This window comes from Caballeronia udeis, from assembly GCF_001544555.2.
Lineage (GTDB): Bacteria > Pseudomonadota > Gammaproteobacteria > Burkholderiales > Burkholderiaceae > Caballeronia > Caballeronia udeis.
This window is the reverse complement of sequence record NZ_FCOK02000097.1, coordinates 16,088-33,627: the sequence shown is the minus strand read 5'-3', so window position 1 is coordinate 33,627 and position 17,540 is coordinate 16,088. Positions and strand designations below refer to the sequence as shown.

At 62.7% G+C, this 17,540-nt stretch carries 12 protein-coding genes; 8 read left to right on the top strand and 4 right to left on the bottom strand.

Annotation, left to right across the window (positions count from 1 at the left end; genetic code table 11):
* Window positions 1–263: 263 nt before the first annotated feature.
* From AWB69_RS39965 to AWB69_RS39950, 4 genes are all read left to right on the top strand, one after another.
* The gene (locus AWB69_RS39965; protein WP_062092294.1) at window positions 264–1,220 is read left to right on the top strand and encodes a choline ABC transporter substrate-binding protein; all 957 of its coding nucleotides are present in this window, start codon (window positions 264–266) and stop codon (window positions 1,218–1,220) included.
* A gap of 14 nt (window positions 1,221–1,234) precedes the next feature.
* Window positions 1,235–2,164: a BKACE family enzyme gene (locus AWB69_RS39960; RefSeq protein WP_062092293.1), complete on the top strand. Its 930-nt coding sequence runs from the start codon at window positions 1,235–1,237 to the stop codon at window positions 2,162–2,164.
* 124 nt (window positions 2,165–2,288) lie between these two features.
* Window positions 2,289–3,236: an L-carnitine dehydrogenase gene (locus AWB69_RS39955; protein WP_062092292.1), complete on the top strand. Its 948-nt coding sequence runs from the start codon at window positions 2,289–2,291 to the stop codon at window positions 3,234–3,236.
* Between the two features lie 7 nt (window positions 3,237–3,243).
* Window positions 3,244–3,759 carry a thioesterase family protein gene (locus tag AWB69_RS39950; RefSeq protein ID WP_156529143.1) on the top strand — a complete coding sequence of 172 codons (516 nt, stop codon included), beginning with the start codon at window positions 3,244–3,246 and terminating at the stop codon, window positions 3,757–3,759.
* Here AWB69_RS39950 and AWB69_RS39945 read toward each other — a convergent pair.
* Entirely contained in the window at window positions 3,687–6,020 is a 2,334-nt protein-coding gene (locus tag AWB69_RS39945) for a heavy metal translocating P-type ATPase (protein WP_269447522.1), read from the bottom strand. The genes AWB69_RS39950 and AWB69_RS39945 overlap by 73 nt on opposite strands.
* A gap of 163 nt (window positions 6,021–6,183) precedes the next feature.
* Window positions 6,184–6,372, bottom strand: coding sequence for an FMN-binding negative transcriptional regulator (locus AWB69_RS50990; RefSeq protein WP_407923080.1), 189 nt, complete (start codon window positions 6,370–6,372; stop codon window positions 6,184–6,186).
* 350 nt (window positions 6,373–6,722) lie between these two features.
* Between AWB69_RS50990 and AWB69_RS39940 the strand changes: the two genes are divergently transcribed.
* The 4 genes from AWB69_RS39940 to AWB69_RS39925 all read left to right on the top strand — a co-directional run bounded on the left by AWB69_RS39940 (window position 6,723) and on the right by AWB69_RS39925 (window position 15,351).
* Window positions 6,723–8,216 carry a DUF1254 domain-containing protein gene (locus AWB69_RS39940; RefSeq protein ID WP_062092289.1) on the top strand — a complete coding sequence of 498 codons (1,494 nt, stop codon included), beginning with the start codon at window positions 6,723–6,725 and terminating at the stop codon, window positions 8,214–8,216.
* Between the two features lie 159 nt (window positions 8,217–8,375).
* Window positions 8,376–12,107, top strand: coding sequence for a DUF748 domain-containing protein (locus tag AWB69_RS39935; protein ID WP_062092288.1), 3,732 nt, complete (start codon window positions 8,376–8,378; stop codon window positions 12,105–12,107).
* 347 nt (window positions 12,108–12,454) lie between these two features.
* Window positions 12,455–13,531 carry a DedA family protein/thiosulfate sulfurtransferase GlpE gene (locus tag AWB69_RS39930; RefSeq protein ID WP_082913804.1) on the top strand — a complete coding sequence of 359 codons (1,077 nt, stop codon included), beginning with the start codon at window positions 12,455–12,457 and terminating at the stop codon, window positions 13,529–13,531.
* Window positions 13,528–15,351: an FAD-dependent oxidoreductase gene (locus tag AWB69_RS39925; protein WP_082913801.1), complete on the top strand. Its 1,824-nt coding sequence runs from the start codon at window positions 13,528–13,530 to the stop codon at window positions 15,349–15,351. The genes AWB69_RS39930 and AWB69_RS39925 overlap by 4 nt, the downstream gene beginning before the upstream one ends.
* On the opposite strand, the gene AWB69_RS39920 is transcribed toward AWB69_RS39925, so the two are convergent.
* Both AWB69_RS39920 and AWB69_RS39915 read right to left on the bottom strand, forming a co-directional pair.
* Entirely contained in the window at window positions 15,329–16,762 is a 1,434-nt protein-coding gene (locus AWB69_RS39920; RefSeq protein ID WP_062092286.1) for a heavy metal sensor histidine kinase, read from the bottom strand. The two genes, AWB69_RS39925 and AWB69_RS39920, sit on opposite strands and share 23 nt — an antisense overlap.
* On the bottom strand, window positions 16,759–17,439 hold the full coding sequence (locus AWB69_RS39915) for a heavy metal response regulator transcription factor (RefSeq protein WP_062092285.1): 681 nt from the start codon (window positions 17,437–17,439) through the stop codon (window positions 16,759–16,761). The genes AWB69_RS39920 and AWB69_RS39915 overlap by 4 nt, the downstream gene beginning before the upstream one ends.
* Window positions 17,440–17,540: the final 101 nt, after the last annotated feature.

Sequence of the window (17,540 nt, the reverse complement as noted above, 5' to 3'; positions counted from 1 at the left end):
ATTCCTCAAACTAGCCTGCTCACTCGTCTGCTGGAACATCTTCAGCCGAACTGAGCAGCCTTTTTGAACTGCCCTCTTAGTTTTTCGTTCGCGCTTGATCCGGACCGATTCTCATCGACTGCGAACGAAAAAAACCGTCGCTAACAGTCAATTCCCAGTCGCAACCGGTCGCCTCCCCACGATTATGCGGCGTTACTTTTACGCACGGCCGGACATATCCGAACGCGTCTGTCCCTCACGGAAAATTACTGGAACAGGAAGCCATGACATCACTCCCGACAACGAAAAAGCTGCTCGCCTGTCTATTTCTCGCGTTGACCTCCCTCGGCGCATCCGCGCAAAGCAAGGAAGACGCAAGCTGCCGCACCGTTCGATTCGTCGATATCGGCTGGACCGACATCACCTCGACCACGGCGCTCGCATCAGTCGTATTCCAGGGCCTTGGCTACGACGCCAAGATCACCCAGGCCTCGGTGCCCATCTCGCTCGCCGGCCTGAAGACCAAGCAGATCGACGTCTCGCTGGGCTACTGGTGGCCCGTGCAGGAAAAGGCCGTCCAGCCGTTCATCGACGCCAAGCAGATCGACAAGCTCGACCCTCCGAATCTGTCGGGCGCCAAAGCAACGCTCGCCGTGCCCAGCTATGAATACGACGCCGGCCTGAAGACCTTCCAGGACATCGCGAAACACAAGGACGAGCTCGACGGCAAGATCTACGGCATCGAGCCGGGCAGCAGCGCAAACGCCCAGATCCAGAAGATGATCGATACCAACCAGTTCGGCCTGGGCGGCTTCAAGCTGGTGCAATCGAGCGAAGCCGGCATGCTGGTCACGGTCGACCGCGCCGTGCGCGACAAGAAGTGGGTCGTGTTCCTCGGCTGGGAACCGCATCCGATGAACATCCAGATCAAGATGAACTACCTCTCCGGCGGCGATGCGGTGTTCGGTCCGAACTACGGCGAAGCACGCGTCTATACGCTGACCAACCCCGACTTCCTGACACGCTGCCCGAACGCCGGCAAGCTGGTTTCGAACCTGCGGTTCACCACGCAACTGGAGAACCAGTTGATGATCCCGGTCATGGCCAAGGAGCGCCCCGCCGACGCCGCCAAGGATTACCTGAAGAAAAATCCCCAGGTGCTGGATGCGTGGCTTGCGGGCGTAAAGACGGTTGACGGCAAGGACGGCCTGCCGGCAGTGAAGCAATATCTTGGCCTTTGAAAGGACGACGCAACATGAACCATGAAGTGATCGTGACTTGCGCGGTAACAGGCGCGGGAGACACCACGAGCAAACACCCGGCTATTCCCGTAACGCCCAGGCAGATCGCGGAGGCGGCCATCGAGGCCGCGCGGGCGGGAGCCACCGTCGCGCATTGCCACGTCCGCGATCCGCGCACGGGCCGCGGCAGCCGCGACCCGGCGTTGTACCGCGAGGTGGTGGACCGCATCCGTTCATCGGACGTGGACGTGATCATCAACCTGACCGCGGGCATGGGCGGCGACCTGGAAATTGGCGCAGGCGAAGCGCCGATGCAGTTCGGCGCCGGTACCGACCTGGTCGGTGGCCTGACCCGGCTCGCACACGTGGAAGAGTTGTTGCCGGAGATCTGCACGCTCGACTGCGGCACGCTGAATTTCGGCGATGGCGACACGATCTACGTATCCACCCCCGCGCAACTTCGGGCAGGCGCGAAGCGGATACAAGAGCTGGGTGTGAAGCCGGAACTCGAGATCTTCGATACAGGCCATTTGTGGTTCGCCAAGCAGATGCAGAAAGAAGGTTTGCTGGATGACGCCCCGTTGTTCCAGCTATGCATGGGCATTCCATGGGGCGCACCGGCCGACGTAGGCACGTTCAAGTCGATGGTCGACAACATGCCGGCCGGCGCGCAATGGGCGGGGTTCGGAATCGGCCGCATGCAGATGCCGATGGTCGCCCAGGCGATGTTATTAGGCGGTCATGTACGCGTGGGTCTTGAAGACAACCTGTATCTGGACCGCGGCGTGCATGCGAGCAACGGGACGCTGGTTCAGCGAGCGGTGGAGATCATCGAGCGTCTGGGCGGCCGTGCGTTGACACCGGCAGAGGGCAGAAAGAAGCTGAACCTGCCGGCACGCGGCGAGCGTTTGCTGGACCGCCGCAAGATCGAGCAATTCGCGTAAGCACAGAGAAGATGCCAACCTGAAACCCGCCGACGCAGGCCGTGCGCCAAGCGGGATTTCAGGTTCAAGGCAAGCATGAAATATCAAGGCAAGTAGAACACCAAATTAATAAGGAATCCGGTATATGCAAGTCAGGACGTTTGCTGCGTTGGGCGTGGGAGTCATTGGAAGCGGCTGGGTATCGCGAGCGCTAGCGCATGGACTTGACGTGGTGGCGTGGGACCCGGCGCCAGGCGCCGAGCAGCAGCTTCGGGCGAACGTAGTCAATGCGTGGCCGGCGCTCGAACGAGTAGGGCTGGCCGAGGGTGCATCGCAGGAAAGGCTGCGCTTCGTTGCGACCATCGAGGAATGCGTCGCCAACGCCGACTTCATTCAGGAAAGCGCTCCAGAGCGTGAAGACCTGAAACTGACGCTCCATGAGAAAGCATCCCGGGCCGCAAAACCGGAAGCCATCATTGCGTCGTCAACGTCAGGCCTGCTCCCGACGGATTTCTACGCGAGCGCCAAAGACGCGTCGCGCTGCATCGTGGGCCATCCGTTCAATCCGGTCTATTTGCTCCCGCTCGTCGAAGTTGTCGGCGGCGAGAAGACCTCGGAAGCAACCCTGCAAGCAGCATCGGCATTTTATGAATCAATTGGCATGCGGCCGCTGAGAGTCCGCAAAGAGGTTCCGGGCTTCATCGCGGACCGCTTGCTGGAAGCGCTCTGGCGCGAAGCACTTCACCTGGTCAACGAAGGGGTGGCGACCACCGGCGAAATCGACGATGCAATTCGTTTCGGCGCAGGCATTCGATGGTCGTTCATGGGCACGTTCCTGACCTATACGCTCGCAGGCGGTGAGGCCGGTATGCGGCATTTCATGCAGCAATTCGGACCGGCGCTAGAATTACCGTGGACCAAGCTGGTTGCGCCGACACTCACGGACGAACTCATCGACCGGGTGGTGGACGGCACGACGGACCAGCAAGGCGAGCATTCAATCAAGCAACTGGAACGTTATCGCGACGACTGCATCACGAGCGTGATGACGGCCATCGCGCAAGCTAAATCCCGCCACGGCATAGCGGACTAGAGAAGGCATACGAGTGACGCATAACCGCACCATCCATCGCGACACGGTGAGGCCCGAATGGGTCGACTACAACGGCCATCTCCGTGACGCGTTCTACATGCTGATCTTCAGCCTCTCGACCGATGCGTTCATGGACCGCATCGGCCTGGATGAAGCCGGCCGTTCGTCGCGGGGCCGTTCGTTGTTCACGCTCGAGGCGCACATCAACTACCTGCACGAGATCAAGGAAGGCACGGCGGTTCGCGTGGAGGCGTCGGTGCTCGCATTCGACGCCAAGCGCGTCCACCTGTACATGGAGATGTTCGCGGGAGAGGGGACCGAGCCTATCTCGGCGTGCGAACAGATGCTGCTTCATGTCGATACAACCCACGGCGCGAAGTCGGCGGCCTTCGATCCGGATATCGCAGGCCGGATCGAAGCGATGTTTCGCGACGCGCCGAAAGAAGCCCGTTACGCGGGCCGCGTGATCGGCTTGCCGTCAGGGCCGCGGGCATCGGCATCGGCGGGGACCAGGCCGGCCTGAGCGCGCCACGTCCGCAGCAGCAATGCGTTTGTCACCACGCTTACGCTTGAAAACGCCATGGCTGCACCTGCGAGCATCGGATTGAGCAGTCCGAACGCGGCGAGCGGAATGCCGATCAGGTTGTACACGAACGCCCAGAACAGGTTCTGCTGGATCTTGCGATATGTGCGCCGCGCGATATCGATGGCATCCGCCACCAATGCGGGATCGCCGCGCATCAGCGTGATGCCGGCGGCTTCCATGGCGACGTCGGTGCCGGTCGCCATCGCAATGCCGATATCGGCGGCGGCGAGCGCGGGCGCGTCGTTGATGCCGTCGCCGGCCATCGCCACCGCGCCCGGCGCCGATGCCTTCAGTTCCGCGATCACGCGCGCCTTGTCGGCGGGGAGCATCTGCGCGTGGACGGCGTCGGGTGCGATGCCAAGCGATTTCGCCACGCTGGCCGCGCTGCCGGCGTTGTCACCCGTGAGCAGCACGCTCTTGATACCCATCGCGCTCAACCGGGCGATAGCGGCGCGCGCGCCGGGCTTCAGCGAGTCGCCGAAAGCGAGCAGGGCGAGCACGTGTGGTGTCACAGCGCGTGAAAGATCCCCTGCGTCGCGGGGCCCGCCCAGATCCACCAGCCACGACACCGTATTCCCACGCTGTTCCAGTTCCGCCGCCCGAGCAGCCAGCCGTTCCGGCGCGGCCAGCCGCAACTCGTCGAGCCAACGATCACTGGCTATTGCCAGATGGCGTTCACCCAGGCGCGCCTCGACACCGCGACCGGCCACCGCTTTCGCATCGTTCGCGGCAACCGCTTGAACTCCGGCGTCATCAGCGGCAGCAACGACCGCGCGCGCCAGCGGGTGATCGCTGAGTCTTTGCACGGCTGCCGCCAGGCCCAAAGCTTCTGCCCGGTCCACGCCTTCATCCGCCTCGAACACTGTCATGGAAGGCTTGCCAACAGTCAGCGTGCCGGTTTTATCGAAGGCGACAATCCTGATCCGATGCGCCATTTCAAGCGCTTGCGGGTCCTTGATCAGCACACCGTGCCGGGCCGCCACGCCCGTTCCGGCCATGATTGCAGCGGGCGTTGCCAGCCCGAGCGCGCAAGGGCAGGCGATTACGAGCACCGCGACCGCGTTCAGCACGGCCGTTTCCACGCCCGCGCCCATCAGCAGCCAGCCGGCCAGCGTCACGAGCGCGATGCCCAGAATCACCGGCACGAATATCGCCGATACCCGGTCCACCAGCCGCTGAATAGGCGCCTTCTCGGCCTGTGCCGATTCAACCAGCCGGATGATCCGGGCCAGCGTGGTCTCGGCGCCGGTCGCGGTCGTTTCCACGGCGATCACCCCCTCGCCGTTGATCGAACCCGCGGTCACGCGTGCCCCGGTTTCCTTCGCCACGGGCAGGCTTTCGCCGGTAATCAGCGACTCATCCACGTGCGTGCGGCCTTCGCGAATCAGGCCGTCAACCGGCAGGCGTTCCCCCGGCCGAACGATTGCCACATCCCCGTTACGCACATCCGCCAGCGCGACGTCGCGCTCGTCCCCGGTGGCCGCATCGCGAATCCGCGCGCGCTCCGGGCGCAGCGCGTCGAGCGCGCGAATGGCGTCGGTGGTTTGCCGCTTGGCGCGGGCTTCGAGCCATTTGCCGAAGCGCACGAGCGTGATCACCACCGCCGCCGCCTCGAAATAGAGATGAGCAGACACGCCGGGATGCGCGAACAGTTCGTACACGCTTAAGGCCCAGGCCGCCGAGGTTCCGAGCGCGACAAGCAGGTCCATGTTGCCTTCGCCCGCGCGCACTGCCTTGAAGCCGCCGACGTAAAAGCGCGCGCCGAGCAAGAATTGCACGATGCTGGCGAGCGCCAGCGATACCCAGACGCCAAGATGAAGATCCAGCCCAAGCATGGGCAAAACCAGCGGCAGGGTCAGCAGCGCCGACACGACCACTGCCACGAGTTCGCCCGTGTGCGCGGGCGCGGCGACAGGCGCGGCTTCCGGTTCTATGAAGGTTGCCTCGTAGCCGGCCTTGGTCACGGCGGCGACAAGTTGCTCGCGCGAGACCGACGTGTCGGCGTGGACCGTCGCTTTTTCGGTCGCCAGGTTGACCGACACCTGTCCCACGCCCGGCACTTTCGCCAGCGCTTTTTCGACGCGCCGCACGCACGACGCGCACGTCATCCCGCCAATAGCGAACTCAGCGGTGGCTGACACTGGCCCAGTGGCGGCAGCGGCAGCCGGATTGGCGGTTGGAACAGACGGTGCGGACATGACAAGGTTTCCCGGTTCAGTGCGAGCCATCGAATTCAGCTCGATGTAACCAGTATCGACATTCCAATGATTGGAAGGTCAAGGCGTATTTTCAACAGGAGAGGGTGCGTTCAGCATCGAGTCGGCGAGGGGCCGTTGCCGCGTCGGTTTCGCCGGCTTCCATTTAAAAAGTTGGCGATATATAACCGGACGCTCCCTGGAAAATAACCAGTACGTCAGAACCGCTCCCAATCTCCTGACAAATGAGATTTGCCCGCGCCACGTGGGCGCGCAAAATGCCGTGCTCGCCCTGGTTTCCGTCGAATTCAAATGGCACGTGGTTCGCGTCCAGACCGTTGGCGCCATGCGTGATAAGGATTGAAAGCTAATTGTCAGCTATTAACCGATGTAAAACTGCAGCGCGCTTTTCTTCGAAGTACGGGGGCAGATACATCGGCGGCTCGTGGACAGATTAAAAGAACTGGCAAAAAAAACCGAAAAAAATCATGTTACGCGATACCTGAACCGGTCGAAATATTTCTGAAACGCCAGCGGGGCGTTCAAGAAGCGTTACGCGCTCCTTGCCTATCGCCATTGGATAAGATAAAAACCGGTTTCAAGATAGGTTAAGCGCCGCGCCGCGGATTGGCAGAAGACCGGGGAACGTGGACCGGCCGCGCACTCGACGAACGAAGTGAAAGCTTAAACAAATCCTTAATTCGAATGAAAAATAATCGACGCTGGGCAGTTTCGTTGTACGCGGCGCTATGGGTTGCCGCTGGATTGAGCAGTCTGGCGGTACTTGGCGGGTGCGCGACGCAGGCGCCCGTTGTGACCAGCGGGGATGGCTGGCGTAAGGATCAGGTGGCGGATGCCTACGTGTTCGGATATCCGCTGGTGGTGTCGGATCTTGCACGGGAGAAAGCCACGGGCGGCGACGCCTCGCGGCCCGGCCAGGCGCCCGTGAATACCCTGAGGCATGCCACGGCGCTGCCGCCCGTCGGCGCGTCGGGGCGGCCGAGCGTGGATACGCTTGAGTCGACCGCGTGGCTGGATGTTTCCAGCGGACCGGTGCTGGTTTCGCTGCCGAACACGCCTAATGCACCGCGCGGCCGTTATTACGACGCCCGCGCCTTCGATGCATGGACCAACGTGATCTACTCCAGCATCCCTCGCACGGCGGACCGGCCCGCGCCGGTGAAAAAGCTGAGTGCGAAGGCGGCGCGAGCGGCCAGGCTGGCAGCGGAACAGGCCAACGTGATTGCCTTTGTCCCGGCGGGTTATACGGGCCCGCTGCCTGAGGGCGTGACGCGGGTTGACGCGCCGACCCGCTACGTGTGGCTTTCGATCCGTGTGCGTGTGAATGGCCAGCGCGACGTGCGTGAAGCCCGCAAGCTGCAGACGGCGATGAGCATTGAAGCGCCTTCCGCCGATAAAACCAGTGTCGCCACAGCCGGCAGCGCGTGGCCGAACGTGACGGCCAGCACGCCGACCGTGGTGACGGGTGGCGACAAAGCCGATTCGCTCGATGCCACTGCGTTTTTCACGCGTCTGGAGAAGGCGATGCAGGACAATCCGCCGGTTCCGAATGATCCGCACGCCGTGAGTTTGCTGGCTGATCTTGGCGTGAAGGCGGGTGAGCCGGTGCAGTTCCGTCCGGCGGATGCCGACTTGCTGGCGTCCGGTCTCGCCGACGGCCGCACGCGGGTGGATACGGTGCCGTCGAATGCGATCAGCCGTAACGGCTGGGTATGGTTCGGCGACGGCGCGGGCAACTACGACACTGACTACACGTTGCGCGGGTTCCTGGCCCGGCATCAGCCGGGTACGGGCACGAAGGATGATGAAGTGAAGCCGGTGGCGTTCTCCGACAGCGACGGCCACGCGCTGAACGGTGCGAATGAGTACGTGTTGCATTTCGCGCCGAACCAGTTGCCGCCGGTGCGCGGGTTCTGGACGTTGACGGCGTACACGAAGGACGGTGCGTTGATCGACGACAAGGCGCTGCGGCTTTCGCTGAACGACCGGGACCGGTTGAAGAAGAACCGCGATGGTTCCGTCGATGTTTCCGTCTCGGCTGCCGAGCCTGCGAAGGCGCGTGTGTCGAACTGGTTGCCGGCGCCGGACGGTGATTTTCAATTGGTGTTCCGGCTTTATGCGCCGAAGCCTGACGCTTCGAATGGGACCTGGGCGCCACCGGCAATCGAGCGGCAGTGATATTCAGGTTTTTCGCTCACGCAGGAGGGCGTCGCTGCAGCCGCTAACGAACTCCGTTGGGGTTCAATTTGCCGGCGCAGCGTCGTATACTCAGGCGTGCTGTTTCCCAAGGCTGCGCGTGGCTCGTGCCGGCGTGCGCAACCGCGCTACGAGGCACGCATGGCAAGCCTGAACAAGACTTCCCTGACATCCGCCGGGCGTAGCCTGATCAAAGGGGCCAACTCGGTGGCGCAAGCTCCACGCACCCGGCGTGTCGTGATCGGGCTCCTGCTTGCTGTCATCGTAATCGGCCTGCTTGGCTTTTTCGCCGCTCCACCGCTTATTCGGCATATCGCGGAGCAACAGCTTGCAGCACAACTCGATCGCCCCGCCAGCATCGAACGAATTGCGCTCAATCCCTATACGCTGAGTTTCGAAGCCGACCGCGTGCATATTGGCGAAGCGCCCGCCAACCTCGGCGCAGGCACGAAAAGCGGCGATTTCGTCGATATAGAACGCCTGATCGTGCGGCCTTCGTGGTCGTCGCTGTTCCGGTTCGCGCCAATCATCAACGAACTCAAGATCGATTCACCCCGTTTTCATATTGTGCGTTTCGACGCGCAACGTTTTAATTTCTCCGATCTCATCGAAAAGTTTTCGAAGCCTTCAGCCAATCCGTCCAGCAAACCGGTGCGATTCTCCGTATCGAATATTCGCGTGGAAAATGGCCGGATCGATTTTGACGACCGCCTGCTGAAAACGCATCACGTAATCGATCGCTGGTCGATCGGGATTCCGTTTATCGCCAATCTCCCATCCACCACTGAATTATTCGTCACGCCTTCGCTGCAGGCGCGCATTGACGGTTCACCGTTGTCCATCACTGGACGTACCAAGCCGTTCGCCGAATCGCGCGAGTCGGACATTGCGCTGCAACTCGACGGGCTGGACGTGCCGCAACTGTTGTCGTATGCACCCGCTTCACTACCGGCCGCCGTCAAGAGCGGGCGCTTGTCGACGAACCTCGATCTGAGCTTTGAACTCAACGCCGAGACGCCCGTGGTTCGCATCAAAGGGACGGCAGATCTCGCGGATCTGGCCGTGACGGACAAGCAGGACGCACCGTTGTTTGCCGCGCAATCGTTGCATGTGAACGCGGCGAACCTTGAACCGCTGCGCAATGTGTACCAACTGGATGAAGTGCGGCTGACGCAGCCGGACGTGAAACTCTCCCGCGATAAAGCCGGCTCATTCAACTTCGAGAAACTGAGCGCATCGACACCCGCGCCAACGTCCGCACCTGCGCCTGCGCCCACGCCCGCCAGCGATGCCAAAGCCGCCGAGACCGCGGCGCAACCGCTCGACCTCGCGATCAAACATCTGGCGATCGACCAGGGCCATATAGTCTTCGATGACCGCTTGATGACGCAACCCGCCACGCTCGGACTGTCGAACCTGAACGTGACGCTCGATGATTTCTCCACGCTCGGCAAACCCCCGGCGCGCTACACGCTGAAAACGGCCTTCGATCACGGCGGCGGGCTCGACGCGTCGGGTAGTTTTACGCTGCCGGCCAAGAACGCCGATGCAAAACTCGCGCTGAGCGACTTGCCGCTGGCGCCGTTGCAACCCTACGTAGCGAACGCGGTGGCCGCGCGTATCACCGACGGTTCGCTCGGCGCAAATTTGCCGCTGCAAGTGGACTGGTCGAAGCCCGAGCCGTCCATCCAGGTTGGCGCGGGCGATGTCACGCTCAAGTCACTGAAGCTCGTACCGCGGTTGAATAACGCGGCGAATGCCGCCCCCATCGCACTGGCTTCGGCGCAAGCGACGATCCGGAAGATCGATGTCGCGGCACGCACCGCCGCGCTGGACAGCGTCGTGCTGAACGGCCTTTCCGTCGATGTAAAACGCCTGAAGGACGGCAGTATCGATCTCGCCGCGCTCGCCGGTCCGCACGAAACCGCGCCTGAAGCCAGTGCGACGCACAAGGTCGAAAAGGCGAACGAGGCGGGCCCCGCATGGCGGTATCAGATCGCGCAGGTGTCGCTCAACGACAGCAGCGCCGACTTCACCGACGAATCCACGCCGCACCCGGTAAAAGTGCACATCGCTCCGTTGCAGTTGGGCGTCAAGCAGGTTACCGACGACCTGACCAAACCGCTCGCTATCGACGGCAAGCTGACGATGAACGGCAAAGGTGCGCTGGCCGTGGCCGGCAAGCTCACCGCGAAACCGTTGAGCCTCGCACTGCACGTTGACGCCAGCGAACTCGACGCATCGGCGTTCGAGCCGTACTTTGGCGGCAACCTGAACGCGACGGTCTCGAGCGCGCTGCTGAGCGCGAACGGCGACGCATCGTTTTCAGGTGCCGGGCGCTCCCTCAAAGCCGGTTACAAGGGCGATGTCTCGCTGTCGAATGTGCGGCTGATCGACCGGGTGAATTCGGACCCGCTGGCCGGCTGGAAACTGCTCGGCCTGACCAAACTGAATGCCCGCTACGACGAGCGAGGCGCCGACGTCGAGGCGGCGCGCGTGACGTTCGCGAACTTCTACGGCCGTGTGCTGCTGGACGCGCAGGGCAAGCTCAATCTCCGCGATATCGTGGCGCAGGACAAGACCTCGGTCACCACGCAAGCCGTGGCCTCGACGGCGGCTTCTGCACCGGCCGCGTCGGCGCCGGCAGCGGCTCCCGCCGCGCCGAAAACCGCGTCGTCATCGGCGAATCTGCGCTTTGGCCAGCTTGTGCTGCAAAACGGCCGCGTGACCTACACCGACAACTTCATCAAGCCGAATTTCACCGCGAACCTGGTTTCGATCACCGGCACTATCGGCGCATTCGGCACGCACTCGACCATGCCGGCCCCCGTCGATGTCGCCGCAAAACTGTCGGCGAACGGTCCGGTATCGATCAAGGGGGTGGTGAATCCGCTGATCGCGAAACCGGCGCTGGATCTCACCGCGAGCGCGCATGACGTCGAGCTGCCGAATATCTCGCCTTATTCGACCAAATATGCGGGTTATCCCATCACGAAGGGCAAGCTCAACGTCGACCTGCACTACATGCTCGCCGACGAGAAGCTCACCGCGAACAACCATCTTTTCATCGATCAACTCACGTTCGGCGATCACGTCGACAACAGCACCGCGACCAAATTGCCGGTGCGGCTAGCGGTGTCGCTGCTGAAGAATTCGAAGGGCGAGATCGACGTCAATATCCCTATTTCCGGCTCGCTTTCGGATCCGCAATTCTCGATCGGCTCGCTGCTGTGGACGGCAATCGTTCACTTGCTCGAGCGCGCGGTGACGGCGCCGTTCTCGCTGATTGCAAACGCGTTCGGCGGCAAGAACCCTGAAGAACTCGGCTACGTGGAGTTCGATCCGGGTTCGGCCACGCTGAGCGACGCGGCGAAGGAGAAACTCGACACGATCGCCAAGGCACTAGCCGACAAACCGTCGATCACGCTGGAGATATCGGCGCGTGTGGACCCGGCGCTGGACGAGCCCGGTTTGCGCGCGGCCTACGTCGACCGGCAAGTGCGTCTGGCGAAGATGCAGGACGCGAGCGAAGACAATCCGAACATCAATCCGTCGACCATCCCCATTTCCGCCGATGAATACAGCAAATTCCTCACGAAAGCGTATAAAAGCGCGGACTTCAAGAAACCGCGCAACCTGATCGGCATGACGAAGACCGTCCCCGACGCGGACATGAAAGCCGCACTCGAGGAGCACGCGCCGGTGGACGAGGGCGCGCTCGGTGCGCTTGCGCAGCGGCGCGCGTCGGTGGTGAAGCAATATTTCGAAGGCAAGATCGACAGCAAGCGGATCTTTATCGTCGCGCCGCATCTCAACGCCGATGGCATTAAGGACAAGGGTGCACCCACGCGGGTAGACTTCGGGCTGAAGTGAGGAAGCCGCGGCCAAGCGATAACAAAGGATGCGGCAAAGGATGCGGGCACGTGCCGAACCGGGGTCCCGAGAACCGCCCCGACCATCGGCATTCCCGCTAATCCGCGCTACACTCTTTTCATGAATGCGACGGCGCATCGCGGCGCGCATGACGGATCACGGAGTGGCCAGGCATGGGCGGTTCGTATCGCCCGGACACTGTCCAGCCGCGTTTCCGGAGGCAGCGCGCTTCATCGCAAAGCCGTCAAGCGAGCCGTATAAAGTAAGCGCTTCGCGCGAAGCGCCCACGGCGTTCAGGCTCCCCACACCCGAATCGAGCGCTGCACAAACTGCGGGAGAATCCCATGCTGTTGCATGATCTGGCTGACCGGTATGGTCCGGCAATCGTCTTTTTCAACGTGATGGGCGCGGCGCTCGGCTTGCCCGTCCCCGCCATGCCGACGCTGGTCGTAGTCGGTGCGTCGGTGGCCATGATGGGCCTCAACGGCCAGGGCTTGTGGCCCCATCTCGCGCTGATGCTCGGTATTGCCGTGGTGGGAGGAGTGCTGGGCGATCTCGTCTGGTTCCAGGGCGGCCGGCGCTACGGCGACCGCACGCTCAAGACTATCTGCAAGCTGTCCCTGTCGCGCGATACCTGCGTGAAAAAAACTGAGCGCTTTTTTGGCCAATGGGGCGTACGCGTGCTGCTGGTCGCGAAATTCATCCCGGGTTTGTCGCTGGTTTCGGTGCCGCTGGCCGGCGCCATGGGCGTGCGCATGCGTTCGTTCATCGCGCACGACGGCGTGGGTGTCGCGTTATGGGCCGCGGTGGGACTCGCGGTGGGCGTGATCTTCGCGGCGGAGCTCGACATGGTGTTCGCGATGATCGCGCGGCTCGGCAAGCAGGCGCTCCTGGTCGTGGCGGTCGCGCTGGCGTGTTACGTGGCCTACCGCTACTGGCGCCGCAAGATGCTGATGAAGACGCTGGAAACGGCGCGCATTACCGTCGACGAGTTGTATTCGCTGATGGCGAACGAACCGCTGCCCGCTATCTTCGACATCCGTTCCGCCGAGAAACGCGTGCTCGATCCGTTCGTGATTCCAGGCTCGGTTTTCGCCGATGAACGCGAATTGCAGAAGATCGTGGAAAGTTATCAGCCGGATCAGAAGATCGTCATTTATTGCTCGTGTCCGAACGAGGTATCGGCGGCGTGGATGGCCAAGGCGCTCCGCAATGCCGGGTTCAAGGATGTCGTGCCGCTGACCGGCGGGCTCGACGCCTGGCGCCTCGCCGGGCTCGATCTCAAGCCGCTCACCGACTTCGGCGGCGCGCGCGAGGACCTGGGCGAAATGGCCGCCATGTGCCCGTGGCCCTCGAAAGCGCCGGCCGCCGGCAAAGGCGCGCTGCATGACGCCGTCTACCTGCATGGAGATCGCCACGCATGAGTACCGCATACGAAGGCACGAACGACGCGCCTGACCATGGCCACGGCCAACCGGAATGGCGCGACAGTTCGCCGGCTGTGTCGGAAGACCTCAACTCGATCGCGAACGACACGACCAGTGCGGCGCCGGCAGAAGCCGCTGCCGACGCTCCGTTCTCACCGCTGCAAAGCCGCAAGCACCAGATGTACCCGTATCTCACCGCCGAGGAGATCGAGCGCATACGGCGCTTCGGCAATGTGCAGTACTGGCGTGCGGGCGAACTGATGTTCGAAGTCGGCGTGCCCGGCCCGGGCATGTTCGTCCTGTTGAGCGGCCGCGTGCGGGTGACGCGGCGCGACGGACTGGGACACGTGCATCTGGTGACCGAGGCGGACCCCGGGCAATACCTGGCGGAAGTCGGCCAGTTGTCCGGCAAGCCTGCTTTGGTCGATGGCCACGCGATAGAAGACGTCGAAGCCATCCTGATCGTTCCCGACCGGTTGCGCGCGCTGCTGGTGGCGGAAGCGGAACTCGGCGAACGGATCATGCGCTCGCTGATTCTGCGGCGCGTCGGGTTGATCGAAAAGGGCAGCGGGCCGATTCTCGTCGGCCAGTCGGACGATGGGCGGCTGGTATCGCTGCAAGGGTTTTTGAGCCGCAACGGATATCCGCATACCGTGATCGACGCGTGTACCGACCCTGACGCCATTGCGTTGCTCGAACGGATCTCGACATCGAAGGCGGATTTTCCGCTCGTTATTTGTCCCGACGGCACGGTGATGCGCGCCCCCGATGAAAACCAGCTCGCGTCGCAACTCGGCTGGCTGCCGGAATTCGATCCGGCGCATATCTACGATGTCGCGGTCGTCGGCGCCGGGCCCGCTGGATTGGCGACGGCTGTGTACGCGGCGTCCGAAGGGTTGTCGGTGGCGGTGTTTGATTGCCGTGCGCCCGGCGGCCAAGCCGGCGCGAGTTCGCGGATCGAAAACTATCTCGGCTTTCCTACCGGCATTTCCGGTCAGGCATTGGCCGGACGCGCGTTCGTGCAGGCGCAGAAGTTCGGCGCGCACATTGCCATTCCCACGGAGATCAAGGCGCTTCACTGCAACTGCACGCCGATCCAGATCGAGCTGATGGACGGCCAGCGCGTGAGCTCACATACGACTGTGATCGCGACCGGCGCGGCTTACCGCAGGCCGAATATTGTCGGGCTCGAAAAATTCGAGGGACATGGCACGTATTACTGGGCGTCGCCAGTGGAAGCGAAGCTTTGCAAGGGCTCTGAAGTCGCGCTGGTGGGCGGCGGCAATTCGGCCGGACAAGCGGTGGTGTATCTCGCCTCGCACGCAGCGCGGGTGCATTTGCTGATCCGCGGACCGGGGCTGGAGCTAAGCATGTCGAAGTACCTGATCGACCGGATTGCGGCATTGCCGAACGTGACGGTGCATACAGGCACGCAGATCGAGTCGCTGGAAGGCGATGGCCGCACGCTCGCCGCCGTGCATTGCAAGACGCCTGACGGTCCGCTCACGCTCGACGTGCGGCATCTGTTCCTCTTCACCGGTGCCAACCCGAACACGGCGTGGCTGCGCGACTGCAATGTCAACACCGACGCCAAGGGTTTCGTGCTGACGGGGGCCGCTGCTCATGGCGGCCACGCGGACTGCTCGGCCTCGCTGGAAACCAGCGTGCCGGGTGTGTTCGCCATTGGCGACGTGCGCTCGGCATCGACGAAACGAGTGGCGGCGGCGGTGGGCGAGGGCGCGGCGGTCGTATCGCAGATCCACGGCCTGCTGGCCGAGCGTCAGGAACTGGCGCTCAGGGTTGCCGTGGCGGAGTAGGCGCGGCGGCGAACCGGAGCGTGAACTCGATCCAGCCGTCCGCTGAACAACTGACCGACGCCGACCCGCCGTGCAGCCGCATGATCGCCTGCACGATAGACAGCCCCAGGCCGCTCGATTCCGTGAACTCGCTGCGGGCTGCATCGCCGCGATAGAACCGGTCGAACAGGCGCGCGAGGTTGTCGGGGGCGACCGGCCTGCCCTGATTGCCGATCACGATAACTGCACCCCGCGCACCCTGCGCGTTCTGGCTGCCGGTCAGCCGGATCGTGGTGCCGGCTTCGGCATAGCGCACCGCGTTGACTACCACGTTGCTGATTGCGCGCTGGGACATGATCGCGTTAGCGAACATCTCGCCTTCAGCCTGTACCTGGAAACCGAGATTGCGTTCGTCGGCGAGTCCTTCGAAGTACGTCGCGATGGTTTCCAGTTGCTCGCGAATGTTCAGCGGCGTGCGCTCTATATCTTGCTGCTCGTGATCCGCCTGCGCGAGAAACAGGATGTTCTGCGCAATGCGCCCAAGCCGCTCCAGCTCCTCCAGATTCGACTCCAGCACGCTCTTGTATTCGCTCTCGCTGCGGGTATGCGCGAGCGTGACCTGCGTCTGTCCGATCAGCACGCCGATAGGCGTGCGTACCTCGTGCGCGAGATCCGCGGAGAACTGCAGCAGCCGTTCATAACCGGTCGCCAGGCGGTCGAGCATGGCGTTGAACGACATCGCGAGGCTTTGCAGTTCGGTGGGCGTGTTCTTGATATCGAGTCTGGCGGAGAGCGTGTCGGGTGTGATACCGGCGACCCTGTCGGCCATTTTTCGCAGCGGCGCAAGACCGCGGCTCGATACCCACCATGCGAGCAGCGCGGTAATCAGCACCGCACACACCACGTTGATCCAGACCCGCACGAGATACGTCGACAGCACCCGCGCTTCCTGCGTCATGACGTGTGCCGCGATGATCTCGATGACCTGGCCGCTGTCGCCTACCTGCGCTTGAGCTGCGACCCAGCGCATGCGTACGCCGTCCCGGCGCGAGCCTTCATAGAGCGCGTCGAGGTTGACGGCGCGTTGCACGGGCACGGGAACAAGCGGCGGCAACGGCATGTTTTCCGGGTTCACGCTGATGAACGGCGGAAGGCCGGGGCGCCGGAAAATAATCACGTCCTGACTGTCGCCGAGCATGGTCTCGAACAGCTTGGGCCGCGCTTCGATTTCCTTGATCGTGTAAAGGTCGTGCAGCAGCGAGCGAAAGTGTTCGACACGCCCGATCAACTGGTAGTCGGCGCGCGTGGACAGCGTGGCGCTGGTCGCGTGATAGAGCGACGCGCCAACCATGCTGACCACCACGCATACGATCAGCGCGAACAGGCAGGTGATGCGCACCACCAGTGAACGCGAGCGCCATAGCGGACTCAATGCGAGTCCCCGGATGCACCGAAGGAATAACCGATGCTGCGCACCGTGTGGATCAGCTTGATATCGAAGGGTTGATCGAGTTTCGCGCGCAGGCGCTTGACGGCGACATCGACCACGTTGGTATCGCTGTCGAAATTCATGTCCCACACTTCCGATGCAATCAAGGTCCGCGACAACGCTTCGCCCTGCCGCTTGCAGAAGAGATGGAGCAACGCGAATTCCTTGTTCGTCAGTGCGATGTCCGTACCTTGGCGTGTCACGCGGCGGCGCAGCACATCGACGTGAAGATCCGCGACCTGGAATACGTCCGACTCCCGTACTACGCCGCGCCGCAGCAACGTGCGGATGCGCAGCACGAGTTCGGTGAACGAGAAGGGCTTGACCAGGTAATCGTCCGCACCCAGTTCAAGGCCGTGAATACGGTCCCGGACGTGATCACGCGCGGTCAGGAAAATGACAGGCAAGTCGCGTTTCGCGCGCAACGCCTGCATGATTTGCCACCCGTCCAGGCCGGGCAGCATCACATCGAGCACGATCAGCTCATAGGGATGCGCCAGCGCCTGATGCAGGCCATCGGCGCCGTTGCGGATCAGGTCGACCTGATACCCGGACTCAGTGAGGCCCTTCTTCAGATAGTCGCCGGTCTTGCGGTCGTCTTCTATAACCAGGATGGTCATACCGGGGGCGCTTCGCTTTGCGTAAGGGGTTGCGTGGGGTTGCGTGCGGGTTTGCGTTAGAAATAAGGTCCATTCTATCCACCTGCCTCGACGCGGGGAAA

What these genes read in the sequence shown, in the direction of transcription:
- AWB69_RS39965 (WP_062092294.1), top strand. Translation starts at nt 264, where the DNA reads ATGACATCACTCCCGACAACGAAAAAGCTGCTCGCCTGTCTATTTCTC.
- AWB69_RS39960 (WP_062092293.1), top strand. Translation starts at nt 1,235, where the DNA reads ATGAACCATGAAGTGATCGTGACTTGCGCGGTAACAGGCGCGGGAGAC.
- AWB69_RS39955 (WP_062092292.1), top strand. Translation starts at nt 2,289, where the DNA reads ATGCAAGTCAGGACGTTTGCTGCGTTGGGCGTGGGAGTCATTGGAAGC.
- AWB69_RS39945 (WP_269447522.1), bottom strand. Translation starts at nt 6,020, where the DNA reads ATGTCCGCACCGTCTGTTCCAACCGCCAATCCGGCTGCCGCTGCCGCC.
- AWB69_RS39940 (WP_062092289.1), top strand. Translation starts at nt 6,723, where the DNA reads ATGAAAAATAATCGACGCTGGGCAGTTTCGTTGTACGCGGCGCTATGG.
- AWB69_RS39935 (WP_062092288.1), top strand. Translation starts at nt 8,376, where the DNA reads ATGGCAAGCCTGAACAAGACTTCCCTGACATCCGCCGGGCGTAGCCTG.
- AWB69_RS39925 (WP_082913801.1), top strand. Translation starts at nt 13,528, where the DNA reads ATGAGTACCGCATACGAAGGCACGAACGACGCGCCTGACCATGGCCAC.
- AWB69_RS39915 (WP_062092285.1), bottom strand. Translation starts at nt 17,439, where the DNA reads ATGACCATCCTGGTTATAGAAGACGACCGCAAGACCGGCGACTATCTG.